This is a genomic window from Conexibacter stalactiti (assembly GCF_033542075.1).
GTDB lineage: Bacteria > Actinomycetota > Thermoleophilia > Solirubrobacterales > Solirubrobacteraceae > Conexibacter > Conexibacter stalactiti.
Genome location: NZ_JAWSTH010000037.1, coordinates 1 through 15951, shown reverse-complemented (window position 1 = coordinate 15951; position 15951 = coordinate 1). Strand labels below are relative to the sequence as shown.

Sequence of the window (15951 nt, the reverse complement as noted above, 5' to 3'; positions counted from 1 at the left end):
CGGTTCAGCGGCTCTGGGAGGGTCGCGAGAGCGGCGAGAGGCCGCCGGTCGTGTAGGCGCGACGACGGCGGCGGCGCGGGTCGTCGGGCAGCGAGCCCTGCACGATGCGGCGCACGAGCGCGTAGACCGGCAGCGCGAACAGCGCGCCGAGCAGGATCGTCACGACGACCTGGCGCAGCAGCAGCCAGCTGACCGGCGCCTGCACGCCCAGCATGAACTGCAGCAGCGCGAAGCCGATCGTCGCGATCGCGGTCGCGGCGGCGCCGACGAACAGCGGGACGAGCCCGTGGGCCGGATCGCGCAGCTCGCGCAGACGGCCGGCGGCGTAGCCGATCAGGATGTACAGCAACGAGGTCACACCGAGCGTCTGCACCAGCGCGAGGTCGACGAAGAGGCCGACCGCGAAGCCGAAGACCGCGCCCGGCAGCGAGCCGGCGAGCAGGCCGACGGAGGCGACGACGAGCGGCGCGAGGTCGACGCTGACGCCGAAGACGGTGATCTGCGAGATCGCCGCGATCTGCACGATCACGGCGACGAAGCCGAGCGCCGCGAGCCGCAGCGGCAGCTGCCAGTTGGTCTCGGTCATGCTCACGGTCCGGCCTGCGCCCGTTCCCCGCTGTCGCCGCCACCGGTCAGCACCTGGACGAAGTCGAGGTGGCGGATGTCGGCGAACGGCGACAGATGGATGCGGTTCGAGTTGGCCAGCTCCTCGGGATCGACGCTCTCGACGCGCCCGATCGGGATGTCGGCCGGGTAGGGCGATTCGAGTCTGTCGTCGATCGTGCCGGCGGTCACGACGACGTCGCCGACGGCCGCGCTCGCTCTGCGGTCGAGCTGGTCCATCCGCAGGTCGAGCGGATCGCCGAGCGACGGCGTGATCAGGCCGTAGTCGCCGCTTCTGACCAGCCGCGCGGCGACGGCCGATCTCTGATCGGTGATCAGCGTCACGATCGCGGTGTTGCCCGCGGCGGTCGTGACCTGGCCGACGAGGCCGTCGCCGGAGATGACCGCGTCGCCGACGCGCACGCCGGCACCGGTGCCGGCGTCGATCGTCAGCGTGTCGCGCAGCAGGTTGTTCATCGAGCGGCCGACGACCCGCGACGTGACCGGCGTGAAGCGGTCGCGGTCGTAGGTGCCCTGGATGCCGACGAGTCTCTCGAGCTGTCTGTTGCGCGCGATCGCGACCTCGTAGTCGATCCGCTCTCCGAGCAGGTCGTCGCGCTGTCTTCTGAGCTGGTCGCGCTCCTTCTTGGCGTCGAGCGTGTCGCCGAACCAGCCGAACAGGTCGCGGGCCGGCTTGAGCGCGCGGCTGGCGCCTTCCTGTATCGGCGACAAGACCGCTATCACCCCACGCTGCACCGAGTGGAGCGGGCTCCCCTCGTCCTCGCCGAAGTATGCGGTGAGGAGGATCAGGGAGACCACGACGAGCACGATGAGCGTGACTCGTCGGCGGCGAACTTGTCTGTCATACACGGGTCGCGTGTCTCCAAGGGGGTGGAAGCACCGGCGCGGCTGGGCATCTAGTACCGCCGCCGCCGGTTGTTCTTCGAATTCTTGTGCGAGCGGTGGATGGCTTCGAACTCCTCCAGCGAGCGGCCCGATCCGACCGCGACGCAGGTGAGAGGTGATTCGGCCAGGTGCGCGGGCATCTGCGTCTCGTGCCGCAGCCGCTCGTCGAGCCCCTGCAGCAGCGCGCCACCGCCTGCAAGCATGATGCCACGGTCCATGATGTCGGACGCCAGCTCCGGAGGAGTCCGGTCGAGCGTCTCCTTGACCGCGTCGATGATCTGCGAGATCGGCTCCTCGAGCGCGGCGCGGATCTCCTCGCTGGTCAGCACGACCGTCTTCGGCAGGCCGGAGACCATGTCGCGGCCGCGGATCTCGGCCTGCACCTCCTCCTCCATCTCGAAGGCGGAGCCGATCTCCAGCTTGACTTCCTCGGCCGTCTGCTGGCCGATCAGCAGCTTGTACTCGCGCTTGACGTAGTTGATGATCGCCTCGTCCAGCTCGTCGCCGCCGACGCGGATCGACTGCGAGACGACGATGCCGCCGAGCGAGATGACGGCGACCTCAGAGGTGCCGCCGCCGATGTCGACGACCATCGAGCCGGTCGGCTCGCCGACCGGCAGGCCGGCCCCGATCGCCGCGGCCATCGGCTCCTCGATCAGGTACGCCTGGCGCGCGCCGGCCGACAGGCAGGCCTCTTCGACGGCGCGCTTCTCGACACCGGTCACGCCCGACGGGACGCATACGACAACCCTCGGATGCGCCCACCGGTTCTGGTGCACCTTCTGGATGAAGTGACGCAGCATCTCCTCCGTCACCTCGAAGTCAGCGATGACGCCGTCCTTGAGCGGCCGGATCGCGGAGATCGTGCCGGGGGTGCGGCCGAGCATCCGCTTCGCCTCGATCCCGACGGCGTGCACCTCGCCCGAGCGCGAGTCGACCGCGACGACGGACGGCTCGGAGAGCACGATCCCGCGGCCTCGCACGTAGACGAGAGTGTTGGCGGTGCCGAGGTCCACGGCCATGTCGCGGCCGCCGAACCCGGTCAAGTAGCTGAAGAAGCCCATGGGTGAAGGAGGGGGATGTCAGAAAGGGCCCCCATGAGTTGCCGAATCACGGCGTCCGGCCGGGGGCCCATCCCGGCCGGGAGTGTAGCGGACGCGGGATGCCGCCCTTTGGGCGTGACGAGCCCGCGATGGCGCGAACGCGCTGCAAATCGCGGCTTCAGGAGCTCTCTCGCAAGATCGCTGGCAGCAGCTCGAGGAAGGCCGCGACCGGCAGTCCGACGACATTCAGGTAGTCGCCGTCGATTCCGGCGACCAGCGCGGCACCGCGGCCCTGGATCGCGTAGCCGCCCGCGCGGCCCTCCCACTCGCCGGTCGCGACGTACCAGTCGAGCGTCTCCGCATCGAGCGGGCGGAAGCTGACGCGCGTGCGCGCGAGCGCCGTGCGCGGCTCCCCGCCGGGCTCGACGACGCAGATCCCGCTGAGCACGTCGTGGTGGCGGCCGGCGAGCGCCGCCAGCGTCCGGCGAGCGTGCGCGGCGTCGGCCGGCTTGCCGTGGATCTCGCCCTCGATCACGACGATCGTGTCGACACCGAGGACGGTGTGTCCGGCTGTCGCGGCGTCGCCGTCGGCGAGCGCGGTCGCCTTGCGCACGGCGTTCTCGACCGCGATCACGGCCGGGTCGCCGGCGGTCAGCTCCTCGACGTCAGCCGGGCAGACCTCGAAGGGAATGCCCAGCTGCGTCAGGATCGCTCTCCGCTGCGGAGAGCGGGATGCGAGAAGGAGCTTCAGAGGCTGGGGAAGAAGATCGCGGCCTCGCGGGCGGCCGACTCGTCGGAGTCCGAGCCGTGCACGAGGTTCTGGCCGACCTCGGTCGCGAAGTCGCCGCGGATCGAGCCCGTGGCCGCCTCGAGCGGGTTGGTCGCGCCGATGATCTGGCGAGCGGCCTTGACGGCGTCGTTGCCCTCCAGCACGGCGGCGACGAGCGGACCCGAGGTGATGAACTCGACCAGCTCGCCGAAGAAGGGGCGCTCCTTGTGCTCGGCGTAGTGCGTCTCGGCCGTCGCGGCGGTCAGCGTCTGCTTCTCCAGCGCGACGATCGAGAGGCCCTTGCGCTCGAAGCGGGCGAGGATCTCGCCGGTCAGGCCACGGGCGTAGGCATCCGGCTTGACCAGGATCAGGGTCCGGCTCATCGGGAGGGGCTCCTTGGGGTTCAGTTCGAGAGGGGTGCTGCTACTGCGTCGGCTCGGCGACGTCCTCGACGCGCCGGCGACGTGCCCGCCGCGGTGCCGCGGCGGTCGCTTCGACCTCGGTCTCGCAGTACGGGCAGACCTTCCACATCGGGTCGAGCGGCTTGCCGCAGCTGCGGCACGGGTCCTTCAGCTTGCGCATGCAGTTCGGGCAGCGCAGGAAGTCCTTCTCCACCTCGAAGTCGCAATGCGGGCAGAGGTGGTAGCCGAGCTGCGCCAGGCGCGCCTCGGCGGCCTGCATCTCCAGCTCGCGCTCGCGCACGTCGTCGAGGTACTCCGGCGGCCGCACGATCATGTAGACGAGCGTCCCGACGAGCGGGAACAGCGAGGCCGCCGTCGCACAGCCGACCAGCATCGGATCCTCGATCCGCCGCCGCGCGTCTGCGAACGTCCAGTAGATCAGGGCGATCCAGAGGACGACGAGGAAGAGGAGCACGAGGTTGACGGCCAGGTTGAGGCCGCTGTTCTCGATGCCGAAGATTGCGAACGGGGTCATGATTGCGGGCTGAGTGTAGCCGGGGTCCGGTTGCGGGGGCACCACGGTGGCGCAACAGGACGATTCGCTGACTGTCGCGAACCTCCTGCAAAGCGGCGTGGCAAACGGGTTCTCGTCATGCGAGGAACATGCGGCCGAAGAGGTAGCCGATCGCGAAGAAGACGAGGATCACGACCGCGACGATCGCGGCGACGAGCCCGATCATCGGCAGGAAGCGAGGCGGGCGGGGTTCGTCGGCGGGGCTCACAGGATCGAGGCGCTGCGCTGGCCGGCGGGGCGCAGCAGGTCGGCGATGAGGTAGATCGAGCCGGTCGCGAGCACGACGCCGCCCGGCCCGGCAAGCTCGCGTGCCCGCTCCAGGGCGCGGCGCGGGTCGGCCTCCAGCTCGCTCGGCGGGCCGCCGAGCTGCTGCGCCAGCGACGCGAGCGTCGCCGGGGGCAGCGCGCGCGGGCTGTGGTTGCGCGTGAAGACGACCTGCTCGCAATGGGGCAGCAGCGCGCGCAGCATCTCGGCCGCGTCCTTGTCGTCGAGCACCGACAGCACCGCGACGAGCCGGCGGCCGGCCGTCAGCTGCGGCAGCGACTCGGCGATCGCGGCGATCCCGGCCGGGTTGTGCGCTCCGTCGAGCAGCGTCAGCGGCTCGTGGCCGGCGACCTGCATGCGGCCGGGCACGAGCACCGCGCCGGCGGCGGCGCGCACGGCGGCGATGTCGAGCTGGCGCCCGACCGCCTCCAGGTAGGCGGCCGCGGCGGTGCGCGCGAGCGCGAAGTTGCGGCGCTGGAAGGTGCCCGGCGCGGCGACCTCGACGCCCGGCTCGTCCGGCGCCTGCACCAGCCGGGCGCCGTGCCGCTCGGCCGCGAGCTGAGCCTCCTCCATCGCGTCGGGATGGAGGTCGGCGCCGACGACGAGCGTGGCGCCGTCGCGCACGACGGCGAGCTTCTCGCGCGCGATGTCACGCACGGTCGGGCCGAGCCAGCGGGTGTGCTCCAGCCCGACGTTCGTCAGCACCTGCACGGTGCTCGGCAGCACGTTGGTCGCGTCCCAGCGGCCGCCGAGGCCGGCCTCGATCACGGCGACGTCGACGGCGCGCGCCGACAGCTCGCTGAAGGCGGCTGCCGTCAGCGCCTCGAACTGCGTGACGGTGTCGTCGTCGCGCTGGCTGCGGTCGACCAGTGCGGCGGCGTGCGCGGCCCGCTGGACGGCCTTCGCGAACGCCTGCGGCTCGGCGTCGCGGTCGTCGATCCGTATCCGCTCGACGAACGAGACGAGGTGCGGCGAGAGATAGGCGCCGGCGCGCAGGCCGTGGCGCTCCAGGATCGCGGCGATCATCCGCACCGTCGAGGACTTGCCGTTGGTGCCGACGACGTGGATCGAGTCGAAGCTGCGCTCCGGCTGGTCGAGCGTCGTCATCAGCCGCCGCATGCGGTCGAGACCGAAGCGCATGCCGAACAGCTCCAGCCCGAGCAGGTAGCGCTCGGCCTCCTCCAGCGTCCAGGTTCCTGCCTGCGTGCTCACAGCGCGGCCAGCTCCTCCTGCAGCGCGGCGAGCTTCGCGCGCTCCGCGTCGACCACCGCCGGCGGCGCCTTCGCGACGAAACCGTCGTTGCCGAGCTTGCCTTCGCAGCGCTTGATCTCGGCCGCGAGCGTCTTGCGCCGCTCCTCCAGCTTCTTCTCCGCCGCGCCGAGGTCGACCGCGTCGCTGGCGAAGATCGCCACCGCGCCGCCGGGGACGGAGACCTGCGCGACCGGCTCCTCCTCGAACTCCGACGGGTCGTTCAGCTCCAGCCGCGCCAGCCGCGCGACGTGCGCGGCCGTCTCGCCGTAGCCGGCGGCGTCGATCCGGGCGGGGATCCGCGCGCCGGCGGGGGCGCCGACCGAGTCGCGCCAGCCGCGCAGCGCCTGCACCGCCTCGATCGCGTCCGCGATCGCTCTCTCGGCCTCCGCGTCGCTCGCGGAGGGATCGACCGGCAGCGCCGTGCGCGCGGCCAGCAGGCCGTCGGCGCCGGGCACGTGCGACCAGATCTCCTCGGTCACGAACGGGATCACGGGGTGAGCCAGCTGCAGCGTCTCGCCCAGCACGTGCAGCAGCGTCGCCTCGAGGTCGGCGCGCTCGTCGCCCTCGGCCTCGTAGAGGCGCGGCTTGACCAGCTCCAGGTACCAGTCGCAGAGATCGCCGTAGACGAAGTCGTAGAGGCCCAGGACGGCGTGCGAGAAGTCGTAGGCGGTGATCCGCTCTTCGACGGAGGCCTGCGTGCGCGCGAGCCGCGAGAGGATCCAGCGGTCCTCGACCGTGCGCGGGCGCGCCGCGGCCGCGGGCGGCGTCTCGCCGACGCGCGTGAGGATCAGGCGCGAGGCGTTCCACAGCTTGTTCGCGAGCTGCTGGCCCTGCTGCACCTTCTCGGCCGAGTAGCGCACGTCCTGCGAGGAGGACATCGCCAGCAGGCCGAAGCGGACGCCGTCGGCGCCGTGCGTCTCGATCTCGTCGAGCGGGTCGATCCCGGTGCCGAGCGACTTCGACATGCGGCGGCCGTCGGGCGCCTGGATGACGGAGTGGATGTAGACGTCTCTGAAGGGCACGTCGCCGACGAACTCGAGGCCCATCATGATCATCCGCGCGACCCACAGGAAGAGGATGTCGCGCGCCGTCGAGAGCACATCGGTCGGGTAGAACGCCCTCAGCTCAGGCGTGTCGTGCGGCCAGCCGAGCGTCGCGAACGGCCACAGCGCGGAGCTGAACCAGGTGTCGAGCACGTCGGGGTCGCGCTCCCAGCCATCGCCCTCCGGCGCGGTCGTGCCGACGTACGTCTCTTCGCCGCGGTACCAGACGGGGATCTGGTGGCCCCACCACAGCTGGCGCGAGACGCACCAGGGGCGGATGTTCTCCATCCAGTCGAGGTAGACGCGCGTCCAGCGCTCGGGATGGATGTTGACGCGGCCGTCCTTGACGGCGTCGATCGCCGGCTGCGCCAGCTCGTCCATTCTCATGAACCACTGCAGCGAGATCAGCGGCTCGATCCGCTCGCCGGAGCGGTGCGAGAACGGCACGACGTGCGTGTACGGCTCCTCGCGCGAGAGCGCGCCCTCCTCGCGCAGCGCGGCGACGACAGCCGCCTGCGCCTCCTTCACGGAGAGGCCGGCGAAACGCTCGCCGGCCGCCTCGGTCATGCGGCCGTCCTCGCCGATCACCGTCAGCTCCTCGAGCCCGTGGCGGCGGCCGATCTCGAAGTCGTTGGGGTCGTGGCCGGGCGTGATCTTGAGCGCGCCGGTGCCGAACTCGGGCTTGACGTAGTCGTCGGCGATGATCTTCAGGCGGCGGCCGACGAGCGGCAGCACCGCCTCCTCGCCGATCAGCGGCGCGTAGCGCTCGTCGGTCGGGTTGACCGCAATCGCGGTGTCGGCCAGCATCGTCTCCGGCCGCACGGTCGCGACCGTGATCGTGCCGTTGCCCGACGCCAACTGGTAGTCGACGTAGTAGAGCGTGTCGACCTCTTCGCGCTCCTCGACCTCCAGGTCCGAGATCGCCGATCTGCTGCCGGGATCCCAGTTGACCATGTAGTTGTCGCGGTAGATCAGGCCCTTCTCGTACAGGTCGACGAAGACCTTCAGGACCGCCTCGACGTAACGCTCGTCGAGCGTGAAGCGCTCGTCGTCGTAATCGAGCGAGGCGCCGAGCCGCTGGAACTGGCCGACGATCGTGTTGCCGTACTGCTCGCGCCACTGCCAGACGCGCTCGGTGAAGGCGGGGCGGCCCAGCTCCTCGCGGCCGGTCCCCTCCCCTCTGAGCTGCTTCTCGACCTGCTTCTGCGTCGCGATGCCGGCATGGTCGGTGCCGAGGATCCACTTCGCGCGCTGCCCGCGCGCGCGATGGAAGCGGATCAGCGCGTCCTGGATCGACCCGTTGAGCGCGTGTCCCATGTGCAGCGCGCCGGTCACGTTCGGCGGCGGGACGGCGATCGAGTAGTTCTCCTCCGCCGTGCCCTCGGGCTCCGGGTGGAAGAGGCCCGAGTCCAGCCAGCGGCGCAGGATGCGCGGCTCGGCCTCGGCGGCGTCGTAACGGGTCTTGGTCTCCAGCTCAGACATGTGTGGCCGGAAGTGTATTGCGGCCCCCTCGCAGCGGGTGTGCTGCCAGGTCTATATTGCATCAAAGGCATATGCTGTAGACACGATGAGCGATCCGATCGAGCATGTGGCGATGACGCCCTCCACCCTCGTCCGCGACGCCCGCCACAGCGCCGGCCTGACCCAGGCCCAGCTCGCCGAGCGCCTCGGCACCACCCAGCCCGTCGTCGCGCGCCTCGAACGGGCCGACGCCAATCCGACGTTCGAGACGATTCAGCGGGCGCTCCAGGCAGCCGGACATCGGCTCGAGCTGCATGCGGTCTCGACCGGCCTCGACACCGTCGACGAGAGCCTGATCCGACGTCAACTGGCGCTCTCGCCCGCCGATCGCATCCGCGCGCTCGACGAGCAGAACGCGACGATGAACACCCTTCTGCGCGCCGGAGCACGTTCTCGTGACCGCCATCTCTGAGCTTCAGCTCGTCGCGCTGCTGCACCGGCTCGCGGGCGCCGGCGTCGACTTCGTCGTGATCGGCGGGGTCGCCGTCGCGGTGCAGGGCTACGGCCGCTCGACGAAAGATCTCGACATCACGTACGCGACCAACGCCGCGAACCTCGAGCGACTCGGGCGCGCGCTGATCGATCTCGCCGCCCGGCTGCGAGGCGTGGATGAGGAGGTGCCGTTCGTCCCCGACGCGCCGACGCTCAGACGGATGGCGATCCTCACGCTCGACACCTCCGAGGGTCCGCTCGACCTGCTCGTGAGACCCGACGGTGCGGCGCCTTACGAACAGCTGCGTGCACGAGCGGACGTGATCGACCTCGACGGCGCGGAGATCCGCGTCGTCGACATCGACGACCTGCTCGCGATGAAGCGCGCCGCCGGCCGGCCTCAGGACCTCGCCGACATCGACGCGCTCGAAGCGGTCAAACGGGTGCGCCGAAACGGCTGAGCGATCTGCCGCGCGGCCGGGTGGCCGCGCGGGACGAGTCGGCGCTAGGCCGACTCTTCGCGCAGGTCGCCGTCGCCCTCGCCGCCGTCGTCGGAGACGGCTTCGGTGACGAGCGTCGGCGAGAGGCCCTTGTCGATCGTCTCCTTCGTCACGACGCACTTCTTCACGTCGCGGCGGGAGGGCAGCTCGAACTGGACCTCGAGGAGGACCTCTTCGATGATCGAGCGCAGGCCGCGGGCGCCGGTCTCGCGTTCGAGCGCCTTGTCCGCGACCGACTGAAGCGCCTCGTCGGCGAAGACGAGCTCGATCCCGTCGAACTGGAAGAAGCGCTGGAACTGCTTGACGAGCGCGTTGCGAGGCTCGGTCAGGATCGTCATCAGCTCGGCTCTGGAGAGCTGATGGACGGCCGACATCACCGGCAGACGACCGATGAACTCGGGGATCAGGCCGTAGTGGACGAGATCCTCGGGCAGGCAGTCCTCGAAGGTGTTGCCGAGGTCGCGGTCGGCCTTGTTCAGGATCGATGCGCCGAAGCCCACGCCCTGTGCCCCCACCCGTCGTTCGATCACCTTGTCGAGATTGGCGAACGCGCCGCCGCAGACGAACAGGATGTTCGTCGTGTCGATCGTGAGGAACTCCTGATGGGGGTGCTTCCTACCGCCCTGCGGCGGCACGGAGGCGGTCGTGCCCTCGAGGATCTTCAGCAGCGCCTGCTGCACGCCCTCGCCGGAGACGTCGCGCGTGATCGACGGGTTGTCGGCCTTGCGCGCGATCTTGTCGACCTCGTCGATGTAGATGATCCCCGTCTCGGCCTTCTTGACGTCGTAGTCAGCCGCCTGGATCAGCTTCAGGAGGATGTTCTCGACGTCCTCACCGACGTAGCCGGCCTCGGTGAGGGCGGTCGCGTCGGCGATCGCGAACGGGACGTTGAGGATCTTCGCGAGCGTCTGCGCGAGCAGCGTCTTGCCGCAGCCGGTCGGGCCGAGCAGCAGGATGTTCGACTTCTGCAGCTCGATGTCGTCGTCGTCCGACTGCATCATCTGGACGCGCTTGTAGTGGTTGTAGACCGCCACCGAGAGCGTCCGCTTGGCCGCTTCCTGACCGACGACGTACTCGTTGAGCACGTCGTAGATCTGGCGCGGCTTCGGCAGGTTCTCTATGTCGAACGTCGGAGGAGCGGTCAGCTCCTCGTCGATGATCTCGTTGCAGAGATCGATGCACTCGTCACAGATGTAGACACCCGGACCGGCGATCAGCTTCTTGACCTGTCGCTGCGACTTGCCGCAGAAGCTGCAGAGAAGCTGTTCGTTGGAATCTGTTGGTCGTGCCATGTCGGTCACTCCCCAGGAGTCGGCACCTGCGCGCGTTTACCTTAGTGCTGCGCGATCACGCGGTCGATGATCCCGTAGTTCTTCGCCTCTTCCGAGCTCATGAAGTAGTCGCGCTCGGTGTCCTTGCGGACCTCATCCACCGGCTTGTCGGCGTGGAAGGCGATGATCTCGTCGAGACGACGGCGGATGTCGATGATCTCTCTCGCGTGGATCTCGATGTCCGTCGCCTGTCCCTGGAAGGAGGACGACACCTGGTGGATCAGGATCTTGGCGTTCGGCAGCGCCATGCGCTTGCCTCTCGCGCCGCCGGAGAGCAGCAGGGCGCCCATCGACATCGCGATGCCGACGCAGATCGTCTGCACGTCCGGCTTGATGAACTGCATCGTGTCGTAGATCGCGAGACCCGCGTACACGGAGCCGCCCGGCGAGTTGATGTAGATCGAGATGTCCTTGTCGGGATCCTCTGACTCCAGATGGAGCAGCTGGGCCACGATCAGGTTCGCGATCTGGTCATCAACGGGCGTGCCGAGGAAGATGATGCGCTCGTTGAGGAGGCGCGAGTAGATGTCGAAGGCGCGCTCGCCTCGTGACGTCTGCTCTACGACCATCGGTACCAGGGGGCTCATAGTCCTCGCTTTGTTTCGCTTCCTCGGCTCGAATCCTTCCGGGGAGAGCCGAGTGCTCTGGCGCCCGTCCGGTGGGGCGAGTCTAGCAACCGGTTTCCACCGGCTTTGCAGGTGTGCAGGAGTACGTCGCAAAGCTGCGCACCGACGCACGCGTCGGGGCGCAGCAACGCGTCAAAAGGGGTCAGTCGTCGGAGCCGGAGGCTCTTCTGGCTCTCGCTCTGGCGGCTCTTCTGGCGGGCGCTCTTCTGGCCGCCGCTCTGGCTCTCGCGGCTCTTCTGGCCGGCGCTCTTCTGTCGTCGTCGCCTCTGGCGGCCGGCGCTCTCACCGTGACGGTGGCGGCCGGCTCTCTCCAAGCGACCGGCTTGGCCGCCTCGACCATCAGGTCGAGCGCCTTGGTCGTCGCGACGTCCTCGCTCAGCGCGTCGACGTTGCCCGTCTTCTTGACGCGGGCGAGCAGCTTCGCGCCGGTCGTGTTCTCGTGCGAGGCAGTGTGCTCCAGCGCCTCGGCGAGGTCCTCGTCGGTCGGCTCGATCTGCTCGGCGGCGACGACGGCGGCCAGCACCGCCTCGCGCTTGAGCGCCTGCTCGGCGTCGGGCTTCGCCTCCTCGAGGATCTCCTCCTCGCTTCTGCCCGACATCTGCATGTACGCCTGCTTGGAGAGGCCGCGCTCCTGCAGCGTGCGGGCCGTCTGGTCCCACAGCTCCTGCGCGCGCGCCTCGACGAGCGCCTCGGGCACCTCGACGGTCGCGTTCGCGACGGCCGCGTCGAGCACGGCCTCGCGGTACTCGTTGTCGATCGCCTGGTCCTGCTGCTCGGCGATCCGTCTGCGGATGTCGTCCTTCAGCTCGTCGAGCGTGTCGAAGCCGGCGGCGTCGGAGGCGAGGTCGTCGTTCAGCTCCGGGAAGACTCTCTCGCGGACTTCCTTGACCGTCAGCGCGAACTGCGCCTCTCTGCCGGCGAGATGGCTGGCGCCGTAGTCGTCCGGGAAGGTCACGTTGATGACCCGCTCCTCGCCCGCTCTGGCGCCGGTGAGCTGCTCCTCGAAGCCCGGGATCAGGCGGCCGCCGCCCAGCTCGATCAGCTGGTCGCGACCCTCGCCGCCCTCGAAGTTCTCGCCGTCGATCGAGCCGACGTAGTCGGCGACGACGAAGTCGCCCTCTCTCGCCTCGCGCTCGGCCGTCTCGAGTCTCGCGAGGTGCTCGCGCAGGTGATCGAGCTCGTGCTCGACCTGGTGCTCGTCGACGCCGGGCTCTCTGCGACCGACCTCGAGGCCCTTGTAGTCGCCCAGCTCCGCCGTCGGGCGGACGCCGATCTCGACGCTGAACGTCAGCGGCTCGCCCTCCCCCGGCAGATCGCCGAGGTCGAGGCTGGGCTCGCCGACCGGGTGAATTCTGGAGGCGTCGACAGCCTGGGAGTACCAGCTGTTGATCGAGGCGCGCACGGCCTCGTCGAGCACGTACTCGCGCCCGACGCGGCGGACGACGACCTGGGGCGGGACCTTCCCCTTGCGGAAGCCCGGGACGCGCATGTCGCGGGCCAGCTGCTTCGCAGCGCGGTTGAGGCTCTTCTCCACCTCGGCGGCGGAGACTTCGGCCTCGACGCGGACGCGCGACTCGGGCAGCTCGGTGACGTTGGTCTTGAGGGCTTCAGGCATGAGGCGCCGAACGATACCGTGGGCGGGTGACCACCAGGCTGCTCGCCCGACTCGCGACCGGACCGGTCGCCTTCCTGCTCGCCGGCGCGGTCGACATGTCCACCGCCTGGGGCGGTTGGGCGCTCGCGCGTGTGCGTGCGCGCGCGTCGCGCCCGCGCGCGCTTGCCGCTCAAACTCAGGTAAGCCAGGCGGTTTTCTTCTATTTTGGGTGATGCCACCGAGCGACGTTGGAGGTCGCATTGAGCGTCACCGATGAGCTGCTGCGCACGGCCGAGGAACGGGCATCCGACCATGCCCGGACCGACCTCGGCGCGGCGCCGCGCAGAAAGGTCGCGATCGTCACCTGCATGGATCCCCGGATCGACCCGGCCGCGTTGCTCGGCTTGGCACCCGGCGACGTGCACGTGCTGCGCAACGCCGGCGGCGTCGTCACCGACGACACGATCCGCTCGCTGGCGATCTCGCAGCGCAAGCTCGGGACGGAGGAGGTCGTCCTGATCCACCACACCGACTGCGAGCTGCACGCGCTCGACGACGACAGCTTCCGCGACGAGATCCGTCGCGAGACCGGCATCAAGCCGAGCTGGTCGGCGGAGGCGTTCGCCGACATCGATGCCGACGTGCGGCAGTCGATCGCGCGGATCGAGGCGAACCCCTTCCTGCTCGACCGGGGGCTCGTGCGCGGCTTCGTGCTCGACGTCGGCACCGGCCGGCTGCGCGAGATCGTCTGAGGGATTTCCCGCGCGTTTGGCTGGCCGGCCAACTTGGCGGCGCGGCGCGCGCGCTGAACGGGCATCATCACCGGTACGCCCGCGTTCCGGAGGTGTGCGATGAGCACGACGACGATCGACCCGACGATTTCCGCTCCACCCGCGCCACCGTATTCGTCGCTCCCACCCGGCTCGCCGCTGCCGCCGCTGCTGCAGGCGGCGCGGGTCGCGCGCGACCCGATCGGCTCCGCGCTGCGGCTCCACCGCCGCTACGGCGAGCCGTTCACGATGCGCTTCCCCGGCATGGGCGCCGGGATCGTCTTCAGCTCGCCCGAGCTGGTCAGACAGGTCGTCACGGGCAGGCCCGACGTCTTCCACGCCGGCCTCTCGAACGCCCCGCTGGGGGCAGTCCTCGGCCGCTGGTCGCTGCTGACGCTCGACCGCGCACCGCACATGCAGCAGCGCAAGCTGCTGCTGCCGCCCTTCCACGGCGAGCGGCTGCGCGCCTACGGCGAGCTGATCCGCGACCTCGCCGAGCGCGAGGTCGCCGGCTGGCCGCTCGGCCGCCCGTTCCGGCTCGACGAGCGGATGCAGGCGCTCACGCTCGAGGTGATCCTCGACGTCGTCTTCGGGATCACCGACGCCGCGCGCAAGGACGACCTGCGCCGGCTGCTGCCGCCGCTGGTCGAGTCGAGCCGCCACGTCGTCTTCTGGGGTCCGATCGCGCAGCGCAACTTCGGGCCGCTGCGGCTGCGCGAGACCTTCGAGCTGCGCCGCGACGCCGTCGACGCGCTGCTGCTGGCGGAGATCGCGGACCGCCGCCGCGTCCCCGGCGAGCAGCTCGACCAGCGCCGCGACATCCTCTCGATGCTCGTGCAGGCGACGCACGAGGACGGCAGCCCGATGGGCGACGAGGAGCTGCGCGACGAGCTGATGACGCTCGTGATGGCCGGCCACGAGACGACAGCCACCGCGCTGACGTGGGCGATCGACCTGCTGCTGCGCCACCCCGCCGTGCTGGCGCGCATGCGCGCGGCCGGGCCCGACGGCGACGACGAGTACGTCAACGCGGTCTGCCAGGAGATCCTCCGGATCCGACCGGTCGTGCCGTTCGTCGGCCGCGTCGTGACCGAGCCGGTGCGGATCGGCGAGCACGAGGTGCCGGCCGGCGCCGGGCTGATCGCCTCGATCGTGCTGACCCACCACCGGCCCGACGTCTACCCCTCCCCCGGCGAGTTCCGGCCCGAGCGGTTCCTCGACGGCGCCGTCCCGTCGTACGCGTGGCTGCCCTTCGGCGGCGGTGTGCGCCGCTGCATCGGCGCGAGCTTCGCCCAGTTCGAGCTGGCGACGATCCTGCGTGTGCTCGCGCGCGCCGACGTGCGGCTGGCGAGCCGCCGGCCCGAGCCGATCCGCGCGACCGGCGTCACGCTCGTGCCCGGCCGCGGCGTGCGGCTGGTGCGCGTGGCCGCCTGAGCGGCGCGGCGGGCGCGGCCTGAATCGGGGGCCTGTGAGGGGGTTCCCTCGACCTCGTCCAACGGCGCGTAGACCGGTGCAGGGGCTCGCTACGGTCCGCAGGTGCGTCGCCTGCTCGGGTCTCGGCTGGAGATCGCGTTCACGGTCGGCCTGCTCGCGTGGGCGATCGTCGAAGCGCTGCTGATCCCCAGCGCCTGGCCGGCCTGGGAGCGGCTGACGTTCGCCCTGCTCGCGACGCTGCCGCTCGCGCTGCGCCATCGCCATCCCTTCCTCGTGCTCGCGTGGGCGTCAGCCGTGCTGGTGCTCGACGGCCTGCTGACGTTCCTGCCCTACCAGGCGGTCACACCGCTGCCCGGGATGGGCGTCGGCCTCTACGCCGTCGCTGCGTACGGTCGTCCACGTCGCCGCGCGGTCGCCGTCGTCGCGCTCGCGCTGGTGGTGATGCCGCCGCTGTTCGCGCTCAGCGAGCAGGAGGTCACGGCGACGCTCCACGATGTGATCGTCTTCGTCGTGATGCTGCTGCTGGCGCTGAGCGCCGGCTGGGCGGTGCGGACGCGGCGCGAGGAGGCCGAGCGCGCCGCCGCGCTCGCGACCAGCTCCGGCGCCGCGCACGAGCAGCGGCTGCGGCACGACGTCGAGACCGAGCGGCGCCGGATCGCGCGCGAGCTGCACGCGATCGTCACGCGCGACCTGGCGGCGATCGCGCGCCTGGCGCGCGACGCGCGCGCCCAGCTCGGTGCCGACGAGCAGCGTGCGCTCGCCGCGCTGGGCGCGATCGCGCGCACGACGACGGCGGCGCTCGACGAGCTCCGGCGCCTGCTGCAGGTGCTGCGCGCCGAGGGCAGCGCGGTGTCCGGGCCGGCGGCGGTCGCCGCCGCTGCGCCACCGG

General features: G+C 70.5%; 17 protein-coding genes. 6 read left to right on the top strand and 11 right to left on the bottom strand.

Annotation, left to right across the window (positions count from 1 at the left end; translation table 11 throughout):
* Window positions 1–4: 4 nt before the first annotated feature.
* The 8 genes from mreD to R7226_RS14870 form a co-directional block, all read right to left on the bottom strand.
* On the bottom strand, window positions 5–586 hold the full coding sequence (gene mreD, locus R7226_RS14905) for a rod shape-determining protein MreD (protein WP_318597968.1): 582 nt from the start codon (window positions 584–586) through the stop codon (window positions 5–7).
* Between the two features lie 2 nt (window positions 587–588).
* Window positions 589–1422 (bottom strand): rod shape-determining protein MreC, encoded by an 834-nt coding sequence (gene mreC / locus R7226_RS14900; RefSeq protein WP_318597967.1) that lies wholly within the window; start codon window positions 1420–1422, stop codon window positions 589–591.
* Between the two features lie 98 nt (window positions 1423–1520).
* Window positions 1521–2573, bottom strand: a complete 1053-nt coding sequence (locus R7226_RS14895) for a rod shape-determining protein (RefSeq protein ID WP_012934128.1) — start codon at window positions 2571–2573, stop codon at window positions 1521–1523.
* 157 nt (window positions 2574–2730) lie between these two features.
* Window positions 2731–3303 (bottom strand): Maf family protein, encoded by a 573-nt coding sequence (locus R7226_RS14890; protein ID WP_318598001.1) that lies wholly within the window; start codon window positions 3301–3303, stop codon window positions 2731–2733.
* The gene (ndk, locus tag R7226_RS14885; protein WP_318597966.1) at window positions 3300–3704 is read right to left on the bottom strand and encodes a nucleoside-diphosphate kinase; all 405 of its coding nucleotides are present in this window, start codon (window positions 3702–3704) and stop codon (window positions 3300–3302) included. The genes R7226_RS14890 and ndk overlap by 4 nt, the downstream gene beginning before the upstream one ends.
* 40 nt (window positions 3705–3744) lie before the next feature.
* The gene (locus R7226_RS14880; RefSeq protein ID WP_318597965.1) at window positions 3745–4257 is read right to left on the bottom strand and encodes a zinc ribbon domain-containing protein; all 513 of its coding nucleotides are present in this window, start codon (window positions 4255–4257) and stop codon (window positions 3745–3747) included.
* Between the two features lie 243 nt (window positions 4258–4500).
* Window positions 4501–5772, bottom strand: a complete 1272-nt coding sequence (locus R7226_RS14875; protein WP_318597964.1) for a bifunctional folylpolyglutamate synthase/dihydrofolate synthase — start codon at window positions 5770–5772, stop codon at window positions 4501–4503.
* Window positions 5769–8336, bottom strand: a complete 2568-nt coding sequence (locus R7226_RS14870; protein ID WP_318597963.1) for a valine--tRNA ligase — start codon at window positions 8334–8336, stop codon at window positions 5769–5771. The genes R7226_RS14875 and R7226_RS14870 overlap by 4 nt, the downstream gene beginning before the upstream one ends.
* A gap of 85 nt (window positions 8337–8421) precedes the next feature.
* Here R7226_RS14870 and R7226_RS14865 point away from each other — a divergent pair, with 85 nt between their 5' ends.
* Window positions 8422–8787: a helix-turn-helix domain-containing protein gene (locus R7226_RS14865; RefSeq protein ID WP_318597962.1), complete on the top strand. Its 366-nt coding sequence runs from the start codon at window positions 8422–8424 to the stop codon at window positions 8785–8787.
* Window positions 8771–9268 carry a nucleotidyl transferase AbiEii/AbiGii toxin family protein gene (locus R7226_RS14860; RefSeq protein ID WP_318597961.1) on the top strand — a complete coding sequence of 166 codons (498 nt, stop codon included), beginning with the start codon at window positions 8771–8773 and terminating at the stop codon, window positions 9266–9268. The genes R7226_RS14865 and R7226_RS14860 overlap by 17 nt, the downstream gene beginning before the upstream one ends.
* A gap of 44 nt (window positions 9269–9312) precedes the next feature.
* On the opposite strand, the gene clpX is transcribed toward R7226_RS14860, so the two are convergent.
* The 3 genes from clpX to tig form a co-directional block, all read right to left on the bottom strand.
* Window positions 9313–10599: an ATP-dependent Clp protease ATP-binding subunit ClpX gene (gene clpX, locus R7226_RS14855; protein WP_318597960.1), complete on the bottom strand. Its 1287-nt coding sequence runs from the start codon at window positions 10597–10599 to the stop codon at window positions 9313–9315.
* A 41-nt stretch (window positions 10600–10640) separates the two neighbouring features.
* Window positions 10641–11225: an ATP-dependent Clp endopeptidase proteolytic subunit ClpP gene (gene clpP / locus R7226_RS14850; protein WP_318597959.1), complete on the bottom strand. Its 585-nt coding sequence runs from the start codon at window positions 11223–11225 to the stop codon at window positions 10641–10643.
* A 181-nt stretch (window positions 11226–11406) separates the two neighbouring features.
* Entirely contained in the window at window positions 11407–12879 is a 1473-nt protein-coding gene (gene tig, locus R7226_RS14845) for a trigger factor (RefSeq protein WP_318597958.1), read from the bottom strand.
* A gap of 26 nt (window positions 12880–12905) precedes the next feature.
* On the opposite strand from tig, the gene R7226_RS14840 reads away from it, so the two are divergent.
* From R7226_RS14840 to R7226_RS14825, 4 genes are all read left to right on the top strand, one after another.
* Window positions 12906–13091, top strand: coding sequence for a hypothetical protein (locus tag R7226_RS14840; protein WP_318597957.1), 186 nt, complete (start codon window positions 12906–12908; stop codon window positions 13089–13091).
* Window positions 13092–13118: 27 nt separating this feature from the next.
* Entirely contained in the window at window positions 13119–13610 is a 492-nt protein-coding gene (locus R7226_RS14835; RefSeq protein WP_318597956.1) for a beta-class carbonic anhydrase, read from the top strand.
* A gap of 99 nt (window positions 13611–13709) precedes the next feature.
* Window positions 13710–15062 (top strand): cytochrome P450, encoded by a 1353-nt coding sequence (locus R7226_RS14830; RefSeq protein WP_318597955.1) that lies wholly within the window; start codon window positions 13710–13712, stop codon window positions 15060–15062.
* Between the two features lie 102 nt (window positions 15063–15164).
* On the top strand, window positions 15165–15951 hold a 787-nt coding region (locus R7226_RS14825), incomplete at its 3' end, for a histidine kinase dimerization/phosphoacceptor domain-containing protein (RefSeq protein ID WP_318597954.1).